Annotated in this window: 12 protein-coding genes and 1 tRNA gene; 1 reads left to right on the top strand and 12 read right to left on the bottom strand. The window is 65.4% G+C overall.

Annotation, left to right across the window (positions count from 1 at the left end):
* Window positions 1–236: 236 nt before the first annotated feature.
* The 8 genes from ACIQT2_RS21570 to ACIQT2_RS21535 form a co-directional block, all read right to left on the bottom strand.
* Window positions 237–446: a hypothetical protein gene (locus ACIQT2_RS21570; RefSeq protein ID WP_397325062.1), complete on the bottom strand. Its 210-nt coding sequence runs from the start codon at window positions 444–446 to the stop codon at window positions 237–239.
* A 112-nt stretch (window positions 447–558) separates the two neighbouring features.
* Window positions 559–5,418, bottom strand: a complete 4,860-nt coding sequence (locus ACIQT2_RS21565; RefSeq protein WP_402950658.1) for an NAD-glutamate dehydrogenase — start codon at window positions 5,416–5,418, stop codon at window positions 559–561.
* A 597-nt stretch (window positions 5,419–6,015) separates the two neighbouring features.
* A complete protein-coding gene (locus tag ACIQT2_RS21560; RefSeq protein ID WP_400335573.1) occupies window positions 6,016–6,876 on the bottom strand; it encodes a phosphogluconate dehydrogenase C-terminal domain-containing protein in 861 nt (286 codons plus the stop codon).
* Window position 6,877: 1 nt separating this feature from the next.
* Entirely contained in the window at window positions 6,878–7,675 is a 798-nt protein-coding gene (locus ACIQT2_RS21555) for a sugar phosphate isomerase/epimerase family protein (RefSeq protein WP_402950655.1), read from the bottom strand.
* Window positions 7,672–8,481 (bottom strand): triose-phosphate isomerase family protein, encoded by an 810-nt coding sequence (locus ACIQT2_RS21550; RefSeq protein ID WP_402950652.1) that lies wholly within the window; start codon window positions 8,479–8,481, stop codon window positions 7,672–7,674. The genes ACIQT2_RS21555 and ACIQT2_RS21550 overlap by 4 nt, the downstream gene beginning before the upstream one ends.
* Window positions 8,465–8,935, bottom strand: coding sequence for a ribose-5-phosphate isomerase (locus ACIQT2_RS21545; protein ID WP_402950649.1), 471 nt, complete (start codon window positions 8,933–8,935; stop codon window positions 8,465–8,467). The genes ACIQT2_RS21550 and ACIQT2_RS21545 overlap by 17 nt, the downstream gene beginning before the upstream one ends.
* Window positions 8,932–10,689, bottom strand: a complete 1,758-nt coding sequence (locus ACIQT2_RS21540; protein WP_402950647.1) for a dihydroxyacetone kinase family protein — start codon at window positions 10,687–10,689, stop codon at window positions 8,932–8,934. Before ACIQT2_RS21540 ends, ACIQT2_RS21545 begins: the two co-directional genes overlap by 4 nt.
* 88 nt (window positions 10,690–10,777) lie before the next feature.
* Window positions 10,778–12,145 (bottom strand): MFS transporter, encoded by a 1,368-nt coding sequence (locus ACIQT2_RS21535; protein ID WP_402950645.1) that lies wholly within the window; start codon window positions 12,143–12,145, stop codon window positions 10,778–10,780.
* Between the two features lie 209 nt (window positions 12,146–12,354).
* Here ACIQT2_RS21535 and ACIQT2_RS21530 point away from each other — a divergent pair, with 209 nt between their 5' ends.
* A complete protein-coding gene (locus tag ACIQT2_RS21530) occupies window positions 12,355–13,098 on the top strand; it encodes a FadR/GntR family transcriptional regulator (protein WP_402950642.1) in 744 nt (247 codons plus the stop codon).
* Window positions 13,099–13,144: 46 nt separating this feature from the next.
* On the opposite strand, the gene ACIQT2_RS21525 is transcribed toward ACIQT2_RS21530, so the two are convergent.
* The 4 genes from ACIQT2_RS21525 to ACIQT2_RS21510 all read right to left on the bottom strand — a co-directional run bounded on the left by ACIQT2_RS21525 (window position 13,145) and on the right by ACIQT2_RS21510 (window position 16,350).
* Window positions 13,145–13,215 (bottom strand) — tRNA-Cys (locus tag ACIQT2_RS21525).
* Window positions 13,216–13,356: 141 nt separating this feature from the next.
* On the bottom strand, window positions 13,357–13,845 hold the full coding sequence (locus ACIQT2_RS21520; RefSeq protein WP_400335556.1) for a hypothetical protein: 489 nt from the start codon (window positions 13,843–13,845) through the stop codon (window positions 13,357–13,359).
* A 38-nt stretch (window positions 13,846–13,883) separates the two neighbouring features.
* Window positions 13,884–14,834 (bottom strand): formimidoylglutamase, encoded by a 951-nt coding sequence (hutG, locus tag ACIQT2_RS21515; protein ID WP_400335554.1) that lies wholly within the window; start codon window positions 14,832–14,834, stop codon window positions 13,884–13,886.
* Window positions 14,835–14,907: 73 nt separating this feature from the next.
* Entirely contained in the window at window positions 14,908–16,350 is a 1,443-nt protein-coding gene (locus tag ACIQT2_RS21510; protein WP_402950639.1) for an NCS2 family permease, read from the bottom strand.
* Window positions 16,351–16,406: the final 56 nt, after the last annotated feature.

Below are 16,406 nucleotides of genomic sequence, written 5' to 3'. Positions count from 1 at the left end.
AATCAACAAACTCCCGCCGGGCGTCCAACGAAAAATTCCTGACCACAACACGCTCCATCAATCAGAGCGTTGCAACGACCCTATGACTCCGCCGCCCTCATAACGCGCACAATTGCGACCTACTTGGGGAGCTTAAACAGAAACCGGGGCCTGTCCCTTTCCGCGGGTAGTAGAGCGGAAAGGGACAGGCCCCGGTTTTTGGCTTCGCTGCCAAGAACCTGCCTTCGTGGGTGTGGTCAGGCGGCGAGGGCTTCGTGGGTCTGGCCGAAGGGAACGGATTCGTCCAGGGCCACGGTGTAGGTGCCGGGCTCGTGGCGCGTCACCAGTATGCCGCAGTTAGCTTCTGCTGCTGCGCTTTCGATCAGGGTATCCACGGCGCGATCGAGTCCGTCGTGGATCTCGCCTGCCTCGGAAAAGGACAGGCGGATTTCGCGTTCTGCCGTCATTGCAGTCATTGGGGGACCTCCTATTACGTGCCGCATGCGAGGGCGACCCATCGATTATAGAACCTCTCACCCAAAAATTTGTAAGATGACTGGCAGCTAAGTGACGTGTGTCTCACCGGCGGATCATGGCCCGGAGCAGCTTCACAGCCACGGACAGCGCGGCAATGTCCATGGGACCTGGCTTGATGGCTTCCTGGATGGTCTCCTGGATGCGCGCCAGTTGTTCGATGTTTCCCCGTTCCCAGTCCATGATCCGCTCCACGGGATCGCTGACGGTCGCTGAGCGGGGAGTGTGCCGGACCACGGCCTTGGTCATGTCCGCCAGCACCAGGTACATGTCATCCCTCAAAGCCGCCCGGGCCAGGGATTCCCAATGGGTGTCCCTGGAGAGCATGGTGATGTGTTCCAGGAGGGGGATGGCGGAAATACGCTCGAACACGGCGAAATACACCTCGGCCACAGCTTCCACCGGCTCCTGGAGTTCCTCGGCGATCGCGGAGATATCCAGCAGCCCGTAGCTCACCAGGAGCTCGGAGGCCCGGATGCCAAGGCTGTGCGGCAATCCCACGGAGTCGGTGTGGGCCAGGCGCTTCAAGGAGTGGGCCAGGTTGATGCCGTGCAGGAATCCCGTGAAGTTGGCCCGCATCAACGCCATGGGACGTTCCAGCCGGGCGAAGGCATCCGCCACCGGCTTGTCCCGGAAATCATGGGTGACGTACCAGCGGACGGAGCGATCCAACAGGCGTCGCATGTCCAGGGCCACGGCCGCTCCGTACTCGCTCGGCGTGCTGGACGGAAGCTGGGCGATGGTCTCCATGACGGAATCGAAGTCCCAGATCTCCCGCATCACCACGAACGCCCTGGCCACGGCAGTGGCGGACACCGTGGTCTCCTCCATGGCCCGGAAGGCGAAGGAGATGCCGCCCATGTTGATCATGTCGTTGGCCACCACCGTGGCAACGATTTCGCGGCGCAACGGGTGGGTGGCAAGGTGCTCGCCAAACCGTTCGGAGACCTGCTTGGGAAAGTACGAGTGCAACGTTTGCGAGAACCAGGGATCGTCCGCCAGGCCACCGTCCGTGAGTTCCTTGGCGAGCTCGATCTTGGCATAGGCCGCCAGGACCGCCAGCTCAGGGGTGGTCAGGCCCTTGCCCGTCAGGATCCGCGCCCTCAGTTCCTGGTTGCCCGGCAAACATTCCAACTGGCGGTCAAGGTCCGTTGCCGCTTCCAGCCAGTCCATGGTCCGTTCAAAGCTGGGACTCCATTCCACTGCCAACTGCTTGTCGTTGAGGAGGAGCGTGTTCTGGTGGTCGTTGGTTTTCAAGACCAGCCGGCCCACTTCGCCCTGGAGCGAGTGCAGGAATCCGGTCCGGTCCGCCGCGGACATTCGTCCTGCGGAGATCATCCGGTCCAGGAACACCTTGATGTTGACCTCGTGGTCGGAACAGTCCACGCCGGCCGAATTATCGATTGCGTCCGTGTTCACCAGGATTCCAGCAAGGGCTGCCTCGATCCTGCCCCGCTGGGTCACCCCGAGGTTTCCGCCCTCGGCGATGATGTGAGCCCGAAGATCCCGGGCGTCCACGCGGATGGCGTCGTTGGACTTGTCCCCGACGTCCGCATGGGATTCCGTGGAGGCCTTGACGTAGGTGCCGATGCCACCGTTGTACAGGAGGTCCACCGGGGCAGCGAGGACCGCGCGCAGAAGCTCGGGCGGGCTGGCCGCCGTCGTGCTTTCCTCCATGCCCAAGGCGAGGCGGACCTGTTCGGTGACCGGAATCGATTTTTCCGATCTGGAAAACACTCCGCCGCCGGGGCTCAGTTTGGTGGGGTCGTAGTCGGCCCAGGACGAGCGGGGGAGTTTGAAGAGGCGTTCGCGTTCCTGGTAGGAGGCCGCCGGGTCCGGGGTGGGGTCAAGGAAGATGTGCCGATGGTCGAAGGCGGCTACCAGTTTGATGTGGTTGGACAGGAGCATGCCGTTGCCGAACACGTCGCCGCTCATGTCCCCGATGCCCACTACCGTAAAGTCCTCGGCGCGGGAATCGATGGTGAGTTCGCTGAAGTGATGCCGCACGGATTCCCAGGCCCCGCGTGCGGTGATGCCCATCTGCTTGTGGTCGTAGCCCACCGAGCCGCCGGAAGCGAAGGCGTCTCCCAGCCAGAAGCCGTACTCCGCCGCCACCGAGTTGGCGAGGTCGGAGAACGCAGCGGTTCCCTTGTCCGCGGCCACCACCAGGTAGTAGTCGTCGCCGTCGTGCCGGACCACGCGAGGTGGCGCCACTACCGTGCCGTTGGGGCCGCCGTCGGGATCGGCCACCAGGTTGTCCGTGATGTCCAGGAGGCCACGGATGAAAGTCCGGTAGCTTTCCTGCCCCTCGGCGAGCCATGCCGCCCGGTCCTCGGCGGGGTCCGGGAGGAGCTTGGGGAAGAAACCGCCCTTCGCGCCCGTGGGCACGATGACCGCGTTCTTGACGGTCTGGGCCTTCACCAGTCCCAGGATCTCCGTGCGGAAATCCTCCCGCCGGTCGGACCAGCGCAGCCCGCCGCGGGCAATAGGCCCGAAGCGGAGGTGAACGCCCTCAACGCGCGGCGAGTAGACCCAGATCTCGAACTTGGGCCGGGGCGCAGGTGCGGCGGGAATGCTGGACGGGTTGAGCTTGACGCTGATGTATGGCTTGTCCAGGTAGAAGTTGGTGCGCAGGGTGGCCTCCACCAGACTCGCGAGTTGCCGCAGGAGCCGGTCCGCATCGAGGATCGGCACGGCGTCGATTGCTGCGGCCAACGCTGTCCGGGCTTGATGGATGGCTTGGGTCCGGTGGCTGAGCTCGCTGGTGCCTTCTTCGAAGACATCACCGCCGCCTGCAGGCGCGCCGGGGCCGGGTTCGAACAGGTCCGGCGCAAAGAGGTCCGGGTTGAATTTGGCTTCGAACAACTCCAGCAGCGCATGCGTGGGCGTGACATTGGCCCGCAGGGTATCCGCAATGAAACCATACGAGTTGGTGCTGCCCAGTTGCCGCAGGTACTTGGCGTAGGCGCGCAGGATCGCTACCCGGCGCCAGTCGATGCCCTCCCTGATCACCAGGGCGTCGAAGGCATCCGACTCCGCATCGCCGCGCATCGAGGCGCAAAACGAGTCGGCCAGCAGTTCAGCCGTCGGCAGCGGGTCCACGCCGCGGGGGTACTTCAGCCCGAGGTCGTACAGGAAAAACTGCCGGCCATCCGCGCGCTGCACATCGAAAGGCCGCTGGTCCAGGACCTTCAGCCCCAGGTTGTGGAAGAACGGCAGGATCTGCGTGAGGCTCTGCGGACGGGTCAAGTACAGGCGCGCGCGGGCGTCCTCGGCCAGGATGGCCGTGCCGGGGCGCTTGTAGACGGAGACGATGGGATCCGGCTCCCGGTTTTCGATCTGGTCTCCCGCCGGAAATCCTTCGAACCTGGCGATGTCCGCAACGGCATCTTCCACCTCATAGTCGGCTTTGTAGCTCGCCGGGAACGCCCCGGCCCACTGCGCCGAGAGCCGGGTGGCTTCCTCCCGGGGGTACCTTGCCTGCAGTGCCTCGTCCAGGCCCTGGGCCCAGGACCTCGTGGCGGCAAGGATTCGCTGTTCCAGGACCGTTGAATCGATGAGGACCGCTGAATCGACGACGGCGGCAGTCACCCCGTGCGGACTGGTTCCGCTTTCGCTGTGGTTGCCGCCGGGCAGCAGGATCCGGAAGAACACCCGTGCCATGGCTGACTCTCCCAGCCGCAGCTCGAACTCTATTTCGTCGGCGCCGAAGGCTTCGCGCAGCTCGCGCTCGATGTTGAGCCGGACGGCCGTGCTGTAGCGGTGGCGGGGCAGGAAGACGAGTGCCGTCATGAACCGGCCGTAGGAGTCCGGGCGAAGGAAGAGCCGGGTGCTGTGACGCTCCTGCAGGCGCAGGATTTCGCGCGCGTGCACCGCCAGTTGTTCGGCATCGATGTGGAACAGTTCATCCCGCGGATAGGCGTCCATGACGGCCACCAGTTCCTTGCCGGGATGTGATTCCGCGGGGTAGCCGAACATCCGGAGGACATCGAGCACCGTGTCCCGGATCACTGGAATCTGCAGCGCCGAGTGGGCCGAGGAGTTGGGGGAGAACAGGCCAACGAAGGTGTGCCCGCCCGGGACACCGGGGGTTCGGACCCTCATCTCGTCCAGGTAGGCATGGCGCAGCACCGTCGAGCGGCGGGTGGACTTGGTGAGCGTGAGGATCGGCGTCCCGGAACGTCGGTTGTCCATGGCGGTCTCCGCGGCCGGAAGGTCCTGCAGGATCCCGAGCCCCGTTCCATCCGGCCCGCGGTACCCCAGGAACACGAAGTTTCCGTCATCCAGCCAGCGCAGCAGCTCTTGGGCTTCGTCCGTTCCGGCGTCGGACTGCCTGTCCAGTTCCCGCAGCACGCTCTCCAGCTGTGCGTGCATGGCCACAGTGTCCTCGGCTGCGGTACGAACGTCGTGCACCACGGCCTCCACGCGGGAGATGAGCCGCGCGGTGGTTTCCTCATCCGCCAACCGTGGGATGTCCAGCGCCAGCCAGGCCTCGGTGAGCTGGCCGCCGTCGTGCGTTTCCGGTGGGTGTTCGACGCCGGTGGGCAGCCCCGTGCGGTGCGGTCCCCGATGGAGGCCGATCAGGCGGTGGGTGGCGGGGTCGCGGTCCACCCGGAACGTGGGGTGGACCAGGAGGCGGATCGATGACGTGTCCCTGGCGATCTCGGCGGTCACCGAGGGCAGGAGATACGGGAGGTCATCCGTGACGATCGCAATGACGCTCGCATCGGCCTCGTGCAGGATGCCGACCACGGACTGCCCGGGCTCGCGGCGTTCAGCCAAGGTCCGGTGGTAGCGGGCCCGTTCCAGCAGGGTTTCGGGGGTGTAGTTGCGGACGTCGTCGTCGGCCACGTGCTCGTAGTAGTCGGTGAGAAACCCGTCCGCCGGCTCCATTGTGGGTGCCATGTCGCGCCTCCGCTGCCCTGGGGCTGCGCAAGTAGCGGCCGTACTGGTGCGGTCGGCGAAGTCCCTGCGCCTCATCCCATGATCGCTTCCAAGGGGCCGGCGGTAAAGGGATCAGGGAGGTCTTCCGGAGTGCGGCCGGTGGCCGCGGATCCTGCCCGCGGCCACCGCAAACCCGCTAGGGTTTGGTGTGCCAGAACCCCCTGACAATCTCGTACGCAAGGCGAACGAGGTTGACCATGAAGTTCAGGCGGCCCCAGTGCTCGGAGCGTTTCCGCTGACGAGGCATGGTGCACCCCCTCTCGAGGACAGGGTGCGATTGCGGCCGATGTGTTTGCACACGGCACGCAACGGGGCATACGCTTGAGGTGTGGCTTCAGGGGTATGTCCTGAATATCGCACCAAAGAGCGCTCCGCGCTGAACAAGGACCCGATTGCCGTCGGGTCTTTCGTTTTTAACGAAGCAGCCGGCTGTTGCCCGCTGTGAAGTAGTTTATCGAGAGTTGGCTACTTATTAGTTCATGCAGACGCTTATCCCCAGACGCACTCAGCCCCTTGCCGGAAGTCCGGCAAGGGGCTGATGTGTTTGCCCGCGGGCGCTTAGCGCTTGACGGCGTCGAGCTTGAGCATCTTGGCGATGACGTTGTCGAGTTCGGAGTCGTCGAAGATTTTCTTCCAGTCGTCCTTGATGATGGTGTCCTTGCCGTACTGGATGGCGATTTCGCAGGCCTCGGAGAACGGGTTGGAGCCACGGAGGGCGTTGGTGAGGGCGATCTGGACGTGGCCGAACAGCATGGCCTTGGCAGCTGCTTCGGGGACGCCGACGGTGTGGACGGTCTCGTGCAGTGCTTCGTTCAGCAGGGTGCCGATCATGCACGCCACGGTCTCCACCAGGGTGGGTTCCAGCACGGCGAGCTGGTACACGGTGACCCAGTGGACGTCGATCACGGGGGCGTAGATGGTGCGGATGACGGCTTCGGCGTTGTCGCGGGTTGCCGCCGGGGCGTCGTCGTCGATCGCGGCGACGACGTTCTGGGGTGCGCCTTCGCCGCCGAAGGTGTCGGCCCATTCTTCCTTGGTGGTGCGCTCCAGGAACACGGACGGGTGGCACGGGTGGGCGACGGCCTGGACCACGTCGTCGCGCTTGGCCAGCAGGCCGGCGTAGGCGGCGGCCGGGTCCAGGGTCAGGAGGATGGCGCCGGACTTCATCTGCGGGACCACGCCTTCGGAGACGATGCCCAGGACGGTGTCCGGGACGGCGAGGATCACGACGTCGGCGCCCTTCACGGCGTCGTCGGTGGCGGTGATGTCGCGGCCCTCAGCCTGGATGCGTTCCTGGCCGGCGGGGGAGTTCTCGCTGTAGAAGACGGTGTGGCCCGACTTCTGGAGGTTCCGGGAAACGCGCATCCCCATCTTGCCTCCGGCTCCGATGACGGCGACGGTCAAAGTTTCTGCTGACATTTCACTTGCTCCTTAGGAAATCGAGGCTTTGTTGGGTCCACTGGTTTTCGAGGCGGATGGTTTCTGCTTCGGTGTCCTGCCAGGGCAGCCAGTGTTCGACGATTTGGTTGATGTTTCTGGTTTTGGGCTGGATCTTGTCGACCATGTAGTCGTAGTCGAGGAGTCCTTCGCCGAGGGGTGCGCCGGAGTACGTGAATCCGACCCATCCCTGTTTGCGGCTGAACGCAAAGTCTTTGATGTGCATGTTCAGCACATGCGGTGCCACCTGGTCGATGACCTGCCGGGGCATCTCCAGGGCCGCGACGGTGTTGGCGGGGTCGCTGCAGATGCCCAGGTACGGGTTGTTGACGGTCTTGATGACGTCCAGGATCCGTTCGGTGGGGACTTGTTCGTAGGTTTCGATCGCGATCTTCACCCCGGCTGCCTCGAACTCCGGAAGGACCTCGGTGAAGATGTCCACGGCTTCGTCGTTGCTGGGGGTGTGGCCGGGGACGTTGAACATGGTCCGGAGCAGGTCCGAGCCCAGGATTCCGGCGGTGTGCAGGAATTTCCGGAGATGTTCTTTCTGGATGCCCTTGGTGCCGAGTTCCACGGTGATCCCGAGCCCGTCGGCTGTGGCACGGACGGCGGCGAGGTCGGCGTCGTCCATGGTCTCCAGCGGGGCGTAATCGCAGATCTGGAAGAGGTCCACGCCCAACCCGGCGGCCTTCCGGAGGGCGTCGTGGATGCTCAGCGGGTTATTGACCTGGTCCGAGAGCTGCCAGAAAAACGCGTAGCTGGAGAGCCCAATCCTGCTCATGCTGCGACCTCCTGTGTTGCCAGCCGTGCCGCGGTCTCATCCAGGATGGTCTTCAGCGCGGCGGGGTCGTGCGCGAAGCGGCCCAGGAACAAACCCGCGACGGCGGTGTCCAGTTCCGTGATCAGGCCCGGTCCGGCGCTCCCGCCGTAGATGACCCGGCTGGTTTCCTGGCCCGGCAACGTGCGCAGGTGGGCGTCGAGGCCGCGGGCCACCGCGCTGATGTACTCCGGTGTGGCCGGTTCGGGTGCGCCGATGGCCCACTGCGGCTCATAGGCCACGATGGTCCTGCCCGCCGGCCCGAGGGTGGCTGCCCGGTTGAGGGCGGCGTCGATCTCGGCGGTGCACTGGGCGATCGCCTCTTCGGGGGAGCCTGCGGTGAGTTCGCCGACGCAGAGCACGGGGGTGAGGCCGTTGCGGTACGCGGCAGCGGTTTTCAGGCCAATGACGCGGTCGTCCTCACCGAAGATCCGGCGGCGTTCGGCGTGGCCTACCTCGGCGTACCGTCCACCGAGTTCGGCCACGGTCTTGCCGCCGACTTCGCCCGTGTAAGCGCCTTCGTCTTCCCAGAAGATGTCCTGCGCGCCGGTGCCCACGTGCGCGGGTCCGAGGATCCGTGCGGCTTCCGGGAGGGCGGGCAGGACCGGGAGGATGAACAGTTCGATCCCGCCGTTCTGCACCGCGGGGTGCTTCAGGGCGATGGTGGCGACGTCGCGGCAGTAGTCCACGGAGCGGGCGTGCCCGAAGTACATCTTCAGGCTCACCCCGATCACGGCTTTGGCGGCAACGGGATCAGCAGCTGGTGACACCTTCGTAGTCCTTAATCAGGGTGACCTTCTCTGCCGAGGCGGAGCTTTCGTCGAAGGTGTAGGTGAGCCATTCCTTGGCCAGCCGGCGGGCCAGTTCCAGGCCGATGACGCGCTGTCCCATGGTGAGAATCTGGGCGTTGTTGGACAGGATGGAGCGTTCCACGGAGAAGGAATCGTGCGCGGTGACGGCGCGGACACCAGGGACCTTGTTCGCGGCGATCGCCACCCCCAGTCCCGTTCCGCAGACCAGCAGGGCGCGGTCTGCTTTGCCGGCGGCGACGAGTTCGGCCGCGGCGATCGCCACCGACGGGTAGGGAGTGTGGGAGGTCGCGTCCACCCCGACGTCCGTCACGGACTCCACCAAAGGGTTCGCTTCCAGGTCAGCCTTGAGGGCCTCCTTGTACTCGAATCCGGCGTCGTCCGATCCGATGACCAGGCGCAGTGTGGCGCTCATGCGTTCTCCTTAACAGTGTTCTTAGCGGCGGTTTCACCAATGAGGGTGTTGTGGATGGCCCGGACGATCAGCGCCATGGAGATGGCTCCGGCGTCCGGGGTTCCGAGGCTCTTTTCGGCGTGCGGGCGGGCACGGCCCATGAGGGGCAGCAGGTTCGCGGTCGCTTCGGCGGACTGCTCCGCGACCGTGGCTGCAGTACCCCACGCGTCCCGGAGGGAACCGCCGTCGTTCACCGCGGCGGTGAGGGCGTCGCTGAAGGGGGACAGGACGTCCACCAGGGTCTTGTCGCCGACCTTGGCTTTGCCGAAGTCCATGATGGAACGCTTCGCTTCGGCCACCCCGGCGGCCACGGCCGCGGCGTTGGGGGCCTCGGTGTCACCCACCGCGTTCCCGACCGCACGCAGGGCCATGCCCCACAACGCACCCGAGGTGCCACCGGCCTTGTCGGCCCAGGCATCCGCGGCCAGGTTCAACACGGTCCCGGCACCGGCACCACGGACGACGGCGTCTGCCGCGGCAGCTGCTGCGGCGTGGATACCGCGTTCCATGCCGATGCCGTGGTCACCGTCGCCGGCGATGGCGTCGATCCTGCCCAGTTCGGCCACGTTTGCGTCGATCACGGCCTTCGCCGCGTCCAGGGCGGCGAGGATGGCCGGGGCTGCTTGACGGGACTCCTCGGTGGCGTCCGGGATCACGGCCAACTGCTCCGCGTCAAAGGCGAGTTCCTCGGCGTCGAGCGCTTGGGCGGTGACCGCGCCACGGCGGAACGCCGGAGCATCCGCGGGAGCGAGCCACAATTCCTCGAGTTCAGCGTCGAGCCAGAACAGGGTCAAGGAGGTACCGGCCATGTCGAAGCTGGTCACAAGCTCACCGACCTGCGGGTCCACGGCCACCACACCGGCATCGGCCAGGAGTTGGGCGACGCGGCGGTAGACCACAAAGAGTTCTTCGTACTTCACGGACCCGAGGCCGTTAAGAAGAGGGACAACCCGTGCACCCTCCACCGAGACACCGTCCGGGACCTCGGCCAGCAGGTCCTTCACGAGCAGTTCGGCAAGGGCATCCGCCGTCGGGATGTCCGTTTCGCCGATGCCGGGTTCGCCGTGGATACCCATGCCTACCGCCATGCGCCCCTCGGGAACGGAGAAGAGCGGCTCGGGAGCGCCGGGCAGGGTGCAGCCGGTGAACGCGACACCAAAAGAGCGGGTGCGGTCATTGGCGCGTTCGGCGATCTCCACCACCGAGTCCATGGAGTGGCCTGCCTCTGCGGCGGCTGCGGCGACCTTGAACACGGTCAGGTCACCGGCGATGCCGCGGCGCTTGTGCTTCTCCGCCAACGGGGCCGAGGAAGTATCGTCCGTGACCGCGATGCTGCGGCAATCGATGCCCTCGGCGCGGAGCCTGTCCTGGGCCTGGGTAAAGTGCAGGACGTCCCCGGCGTAGTTGCCGTACCCCAGCAGCACACCCGCGCCGTTATCCGAGGCTTTGGCCACGTTATAGACCTGCTGCGCGGAGGGGGAAGCAAACAGGTTCCCCATCGCCGCACCATGCGCCAGGCCCTGGCCCACCAATCCGGCGAACGCCGGGTAGTGGCCCGAGCCGCCACCGATCACCAAGGCGACCGTGTCCGGCGTCGAACGCGTGCTCCGGGCTACGCCGCCGGAAACCCGGCGGACCCACCGGCCGTGCGATGCCACGAAACCATCGATCATCTCGTCAGCGAAGGCTGAGGGTTCATTGAACAAGCGGGTCATGCGGGGGCTCCTGGAGCAGTTGGCGTGAAAGTGTGCGTGGTTGGGAGGGGTGCCCGCCGTTCGGGAGGGCACCCCGGATCGGGGAGGGTTACGGCTCTGAGCGGTGTCCGGCGCCCTGGGGGTCGAGGGCCTCGGCAGAGGTGCCTTCTGCGGCCTTGCCCTGGCGGCTGAGGACCACCATGAGGATCGAGGAGAGCAACATGAAGCCGCCCACCACGAACATGGGAACCGTGTAGTTGCCGGTCCAGTCCTTGAGCCAGCCCGTGATGTAGCCGGCACTGAAGCCTGCCAGGTTGCCTACGGTGTTGATGAGGGCGATGCCCGCTGCGGCGGCTGCACCGGTCAGGAACTGCGTGGGGACGGTCCAGAAGTTGGGCAGTGCAGCGAAGATAGCCATGGCGGTGATGGTGATGACGGCGATGGTCGCAGCGGGGGAGCCGGCAAAGAGAGCCAGCGGGATGCTGAGGCCGCCGATCAGTGCCGGGAGGGCGATGTGCCAGGTCTTGACGCCGCGTTTGGTGGCGTCCTTGGACCAGAAGTACAGGGCGAATGCTGCCGGGAGGTACGGGATGGCCGTGATGAGGCCCTTCTGGAAGACGTCGAACTTGGCACCGTAGAGGCCTTCGAAGCCCGCGATGATGGTCGGCAGGAAGAAGCCCAGGGCGTAGAGGCCGTAGATGAAGCCGAAGTAGATCAGGGAGAGCATCCAGACACGGCCGTTGCCGAACACGGTGCGGACGCTGACGTGCTTGTTGCTGGCGGCAGTCTCGGCCTTTTCCTTCTCCAGGGCGCCGGTCAGCCAGGTCTTTTCCTCGGCGGTGAGCCACTTGGCCTTGGCGGGGTTGTCGGCCAGGTAGAACCAGGCGATGACACCGATCACGATGGCCGGGACAGCGACGCCGAAGAACATGAAGCGCCAGCCTTCGAGGCCGAAGAACACGCCGTGCTGCTGGATGAGCGCACCGGCCAGGGGAGCACCGATCACGGTGGTCAGCGGCTGGGCCAAGTAGAAGAGGGCAAGGATCTTGCTGCGGTGCTTGGATGGAACCCAGAGGCTCAGGAACAGGATGGCGCCGGGGAAGAAGCCGGCTTCTGCAACACCGAGGATGAACCGCAGGATGTAGAGCTGCTCAACGTTGCCCACCCAGGTGAAGAGCAGGGACACGATGCCCCAGCTGACCATGATGCGGGCAAGCCAGCGGCGGGCGCCGAACTTGTGGAGGGCAAGGTTGCTGGGGACTTCCAGCAGGATGTAGCCGATGAAGAAGACGCCTGAGGCGAAACCGAACTGGGCTGCGGACAACGCCAGGTCATTGTTCATGCCATTGGGGCCGGCGAAGGAGATGGCCGTGCGGTCCAGGTAATTGATGAAGAACATCAGGGCGACGAACGGCACCAGCCGGATCGCCACCTTCTTGATTGCGGATTTCTCTACCACCGATTGTGTGGTGTCCACATTGACTCCTAGATGTTGGTGTCCCCGCAGATCCTGCATTGGATGCGCCGGGCTGACTCGTGGATTGCCGGTCTGGGTCCGGCCAAAACGAAGCTTGTGACTTAAACCATAGGACTGGAATCAGAATTGGTCAACCGGTTGATGTGTTCCTTTTTGAAGCGTCCTCCGACGCTGCCCCTGATTGGTCATCCGGTTGCTACGCTTTGAGGATGCCTGTGAATCCCGCCGCCGCAGCGGCCCAAATGACGGCGGCTCTTGCGCCCATGGAGCAGGGCTCCGTCGTGTCCGAAGTGGCCGAGCGCCTGCTCGCCTACTTCACCAGCGGTGATATCGCGCCGGGCACACGGCTGCCGGCCGAACGCACGCTGGCAGCGTCGTTGGGTGTTGGACGCTCGGCCATTCGCGAGGCCTTGGCCGCCTTGGAGATTCTCGGCATCGTCATCGTCCGGCCGGGTTCCGGGACGTACCTGCGCGACGGCGTCTCCGAACTCTTGCCGCGGACGCTCAGTTGGGGCTTGATGCTGGGGGAGCCGCGCACGCGGGAACTCGTTGAGCTCCGCAGCGGCCTGGAAGTGCAAGCCGTGGAGTTGGCCGCCGGGCGGGTCACCGACGAGGCCTTGGAACGCATGCGCGCCAACCTCGATGCCATGGAAAGGAACCTCGATGACCTGGTAGCTTATGTCGAAGCAGACGCCGCTTTCCACCGCGAGATCGCTGCCGCCTCCGGAAACATGGTCCTGGAGGAGCTGCTGCAGAGCATCCGCTCCTTGCTGAGGATCTGGGTGGACCGCGCCCTGACGGACGAAGGCCACGCAGAAGCTGCCCTCAAGGAACACACGGCGATCTATGAAGCTTTGAAGGCCCGGGACGTCGACGCTGTCACCCAGCAGATGCGCTCCCATATGGTTACCGCATCCCGCCGGCTCCTCGCAGGCTTCGACGCCGCGCAGTAAGACTTCCGCCGAGTTGCCAACCCGGCGAGGGCCACGGACCCATTAGACGTGGTGGCGGGATTCGAACCCGCGTGCGCTGCTTTGCAGGCAGCTCCCTGGCCTCTTGGGTACACCACGTGCCAACGACACTAGGTTCGGCCGGGGTAGCCAAGCAAAGTTCTTTGCCCCGGTTTTCGCAGGGCTACGCGGGCTGACGGTTAGGCTACGCGGCCTGACGCCCGGGCTACGTCGCTGGTCGCCGCACTACGTCACTGTTGCCTACGGTTGCGTGGCATGAAGCATGCGCCCCCGCCATGACCTTCCCGCCAGTTTGGCCACGCCGGCGCCGATCAGGAGCGTGAGGATCGCCGCCGCGGCGTGCGTGTAAAGCATGAGGTCCCCTGCGTGGATGGGGGTGCCGCCGGGCGCGGGAACGGGCAGGTCTTCCGGAATCCGGCCGGTGCCGTGGAGGTGGTCCAGGGAGCCGAGCCCGGGGATGGAACCTCCCAGCGCGTCAAAGCCAAAGAACAGCAGCTGCTGCGTTGCTCCGGAAACCAACAGCAACAGCAGCGGCCCGTGGATCCAGCGGGAAATGAGCTGCGCGCCCAACGCCGCAAGGGCCACGAAACCAAGCAGTACCGGGATGGCCGGCGCGCTTCCGCCGGAGACAACGTGGGCAGCGAGGCCAAGGGCAACCGCCACGGGCCCGGAGACCCAGGTCCATTTGTTCTGGACAGTCCACTTGTCCTGCACAGGAGTTGCGCCCATCCACACAGGCTATGCGCAGGATGGCCGCAAGGAAACAGCTAGGCCAGGAGCGTGTTCACCAGCCGGGCCGCAACCTTGGCGGTACGGGAGTCGATGTCGAACTCAGGGTTCAATTCAGCCACGTCCAGGTGCAGCAACGCGCCACTCGCGGCAACCTGCTTGCAGACCGCGCTGATCACCGGCAGCGGCACGCCATACGCGGCCGGGGCACTCACGCCCGGCGCCACCGCGGCGGGCAACACATCGAGGTCGATCGTCAGGTACAGCACGTCGATCCCGGCCAGGAAGTCGGCCACGAAGGTCTCCACCGCTTCCGGTGAGCAGTCTTCGTCCAGCAGGTATTTCACGCCGAGCCGGTCCGCGGTATCGAACAGGGTCCGCGTGTTGTTGGGTTCGGAAATACCCACGACGGCGTACTGCAGTTCGCGCCCCGCGGCGGCCTCCTCCTGGGCCATCTGGAGGAACGGGGTTCCGGAGCTCGGTGTCGGCTCATCCCGCAGGTCGAAGTGGGCATCGAGGTTCAGCACGCCCAAACGTTTTCCGCTGCGCACGGCCTCCGATCCGGCAACGCCCAGGTAGCTGGCAAACGCGGTCTCGTGCCCGCCGCCCAGCACCACGGTGAGGTTGCCGCCGTCGAGCAGTCCCGCAATGGCGCGTCCTGCCCGCTCCTGGCCTGCTTCCAGGGCGTCGCCCTCGACCACAACGTCGCCGGCGTCGAAAACGTCGCGGTCCAGGTGGAAGGCCAAAGGACCCAGCGCGGCACGGATCGCGGCCGGAGCTGCGGCGGCACCCACGCGCCCTTTGTTGCGCTTCACGCCGGCGTCGCTGCAGAAACCAAGCACGACGGCGGGGCGCGAGGCGGCTGCGGCGGCCTCCGGAGCATGGGGAGCCACGGCCTGCCACCACCGGCGGTGTTCGTCGCCGTCGCCGTCGAAGCGTCCGGTCCACGGCCTGGGGGTGGTGTCTACGGTGAAGGCGCTGGTTTCCATGCTTAAAGCACACCGGACCCGGACTGCCAAAGCCAGCAGTTCCGCGTCCGGAGTGTCTGAAATACCGGAATGCCTATTTCACGCCCAGCAGTTCCTCAACGGTGCCAATGCCGAAGAACAGCAGGAACGCCGCTGCAACAGCCCACATGAGCGGGTGCACTTCGCGGGCGCGGCCCTGGAAGGTACGGATCAGGACGTAGGAGATGAAGCCCGCCCCGAGGCCGTTGGCGATCGAGTACGTGAACGGCATGAGGGCGATGGTCAAGAACGCCGGGATGCCCACGCCCCAGTCCTGCCAGTCGATCTTGCCCACCTGGGACACCATCATGAAGCCCACCACCACCAGCGCGGGGGCGACGGCTTCGAACGGAACCAGGTTGATGAGCGGCGTGAAGAACATGGCCACCAGGAACAGCACACCGGTCACGATGGACGCCAGGCCGGTCCGCGCACCTTCGCCGATGCCGGCTCCGGACTCGACGAAGATCTGGTTGGACGAGACGGACGCGCCGCCACCAACAATCGCGCCGAGGGCGTCCACCTGGAGCACGCGGTCCACATTGGGGATGTTGCCGTGCTCGTCGACGGTTCCCGCCTCGTTGGCCAGGCCAACCATGGTGCCCATGGCGTCGAAGAAGATACTGAGCAGGATCACGAAGGCCAGCAGGGCTGCGGCGATGAAGCCTAGATGTTCAAAAGCGCCGAAAGGGTTCGCCTTGCCGATCAGCGAAAGGTCCGGAGCGCCCCATTCCGAGAGCGTCGGTGCCACGAGGGACCAGCCGCGCGGGTTGACGTTCTTGCCGTCGAAGCTCGGGCCGATGTGCAGGGTGAATTCCAGGATCGCCGCCAACGCGGTGGACACGACGATGCCGATCAGGATCGCGCCGCGGACCTTGCGGACCACCAAGGCGATGGTCAGGATCAGGCCGACGGCGAACACCAGTGTTGGCCAGCCCATGAGCTTGCCGTCCACGCCGAGTCCCAGGGGAACCGTGGTTCCGGCGGCGTCGGGGATGCGCCGGACGAAACCGGCGTTGACCAGGCCGATCAGGGCAATGAACAGGCCGATGCCCACCACGATCGCGGTCTTGAGGGCTTCCGGGACTGCTTTGAACACAGCGGTGCGGAAGCCCGTGAGGACCAGGATCAACATGGTGAGGCCGGACAAGACCACGAGGCCCATCATGTCCGGCCACGTCAGCCCCGGGTGTGAAGCGACGGTGACGGCAACGAAGGCGTTCACTCCCAGGCCCGTGGCCACCGCGAACGGGTGCTTGGCCCAGGCTCCCATGAGGATGGTCAGGATGCCCGCAACGAACGCGGTGGTGGCTGCAACTGCCGTGAAGCCCAGTGAGGCTCCGCTGGAGTCGGCTCCGGAGAGGATCAGGGGGTTCAGGACCACGATGTAGCTCATGGCAAAGAAGGTCGCGAACCCGCCACGGATTTCCCGTGAGTACGTGGAACCACGTTCGGAAATCTTGAAGTAGCGGTCTATGGCAGAACCTTGTTTAAGCATGAAGGTCTCCGGGGATCGGGTGAGTGTGCTCTCAAATCCTATGCCCGCGGCTACGG

Origin of the sequence: Paenarthrobacter sp. NPDC090522, from assembly GCF_044769225.1 — a bacterium.
Classification (GTDB): Bacteria; Actinomycetota; Actinomycetes; order Actinomycetales; family Micrococcaceae; genus Arthrobacter.
Note: the sequence above shows the minus strand (reverse complement) of the source record. Positions and strands in the feature narration are given on the sequence as shown.

Excerpts from the sequence above, each read along its gene's own strand:
- ACIQT2_RS21540 (WP_402950647.1), bottom strand. The coding sequence starts at position 10,689 with ATGACCCGCTTGTTCAATGAACCCTCAGCCTTCGCTGACGAGATGATC.
- ACIQT2_RS21545 (WP_402950649.1), bottom strand. The coding sequence starts at position 8,935 with ATGAGCGCCACACTGCGCCTGGTCATCGGATCGGACGACGCCGGATTC.
- hutG (WP_400335554.1), bottom strand. The coding sequence starts at position 14,834 with ATGGAAACCAGCGCCTTCACCGTAGACACCACCCCCAGGCCGTGGACC.
- ACIQT2_RS21510 (WP_402950639.1), bottom strand. The coding sequence starts at position 16,350 with ATGCTTAAACAAGGTTCTGCCATAGACCGCTACTTCAAGATTTCCGAA.
- ACIQT2_RS21555 (WP_402950655.1), bottom strand. The coding sequence starts at position 7,675 with ATGAGCAGGATTGGGCTCTCCAGCTACGCGTTTTTCTGGCAGCTCTCG.
- ACIQT2_RS21560 (WP_400335573.1), bottom strand. The coding sequence starts at position 6,876 with ATGTCAGCAGAAACTTTGACCGTCGCCGTCATCGGAGCCGGAGGCAAG.
- ACIQT2_RS21570 (WP_397325062.1), bottom strand. The coding sequence starts at position 446 with ATGACGGCAGAACGCGAAATCCGCCTGTCCTTTTCCGAGGCAGGCGAG.
- ACIQT2_RS21565 (WP_402950658.1), bottom strand. The coding sequence starts at position 5,418 with ATGGCACCCACAATGGAGCCGGCGGACGGGTTTCTCACCGACTACTAC.
- ACIQT2_RS21530 (WP_402950642.1), top strand. The coding sequence starts at position 12,355 with ATGCCTGTGAATCCCGCCGCCGCAGCGGCCCAAATGACGGCGGCTCTT.
- ACIQT2_RS21520 (WP_400335556.1), bottom strand. The coding sequence starts at position 13,845 with ATGGGCGCAACTCCTGTGCAGGACAAGTGGACTGTCCAGAACAAATGG.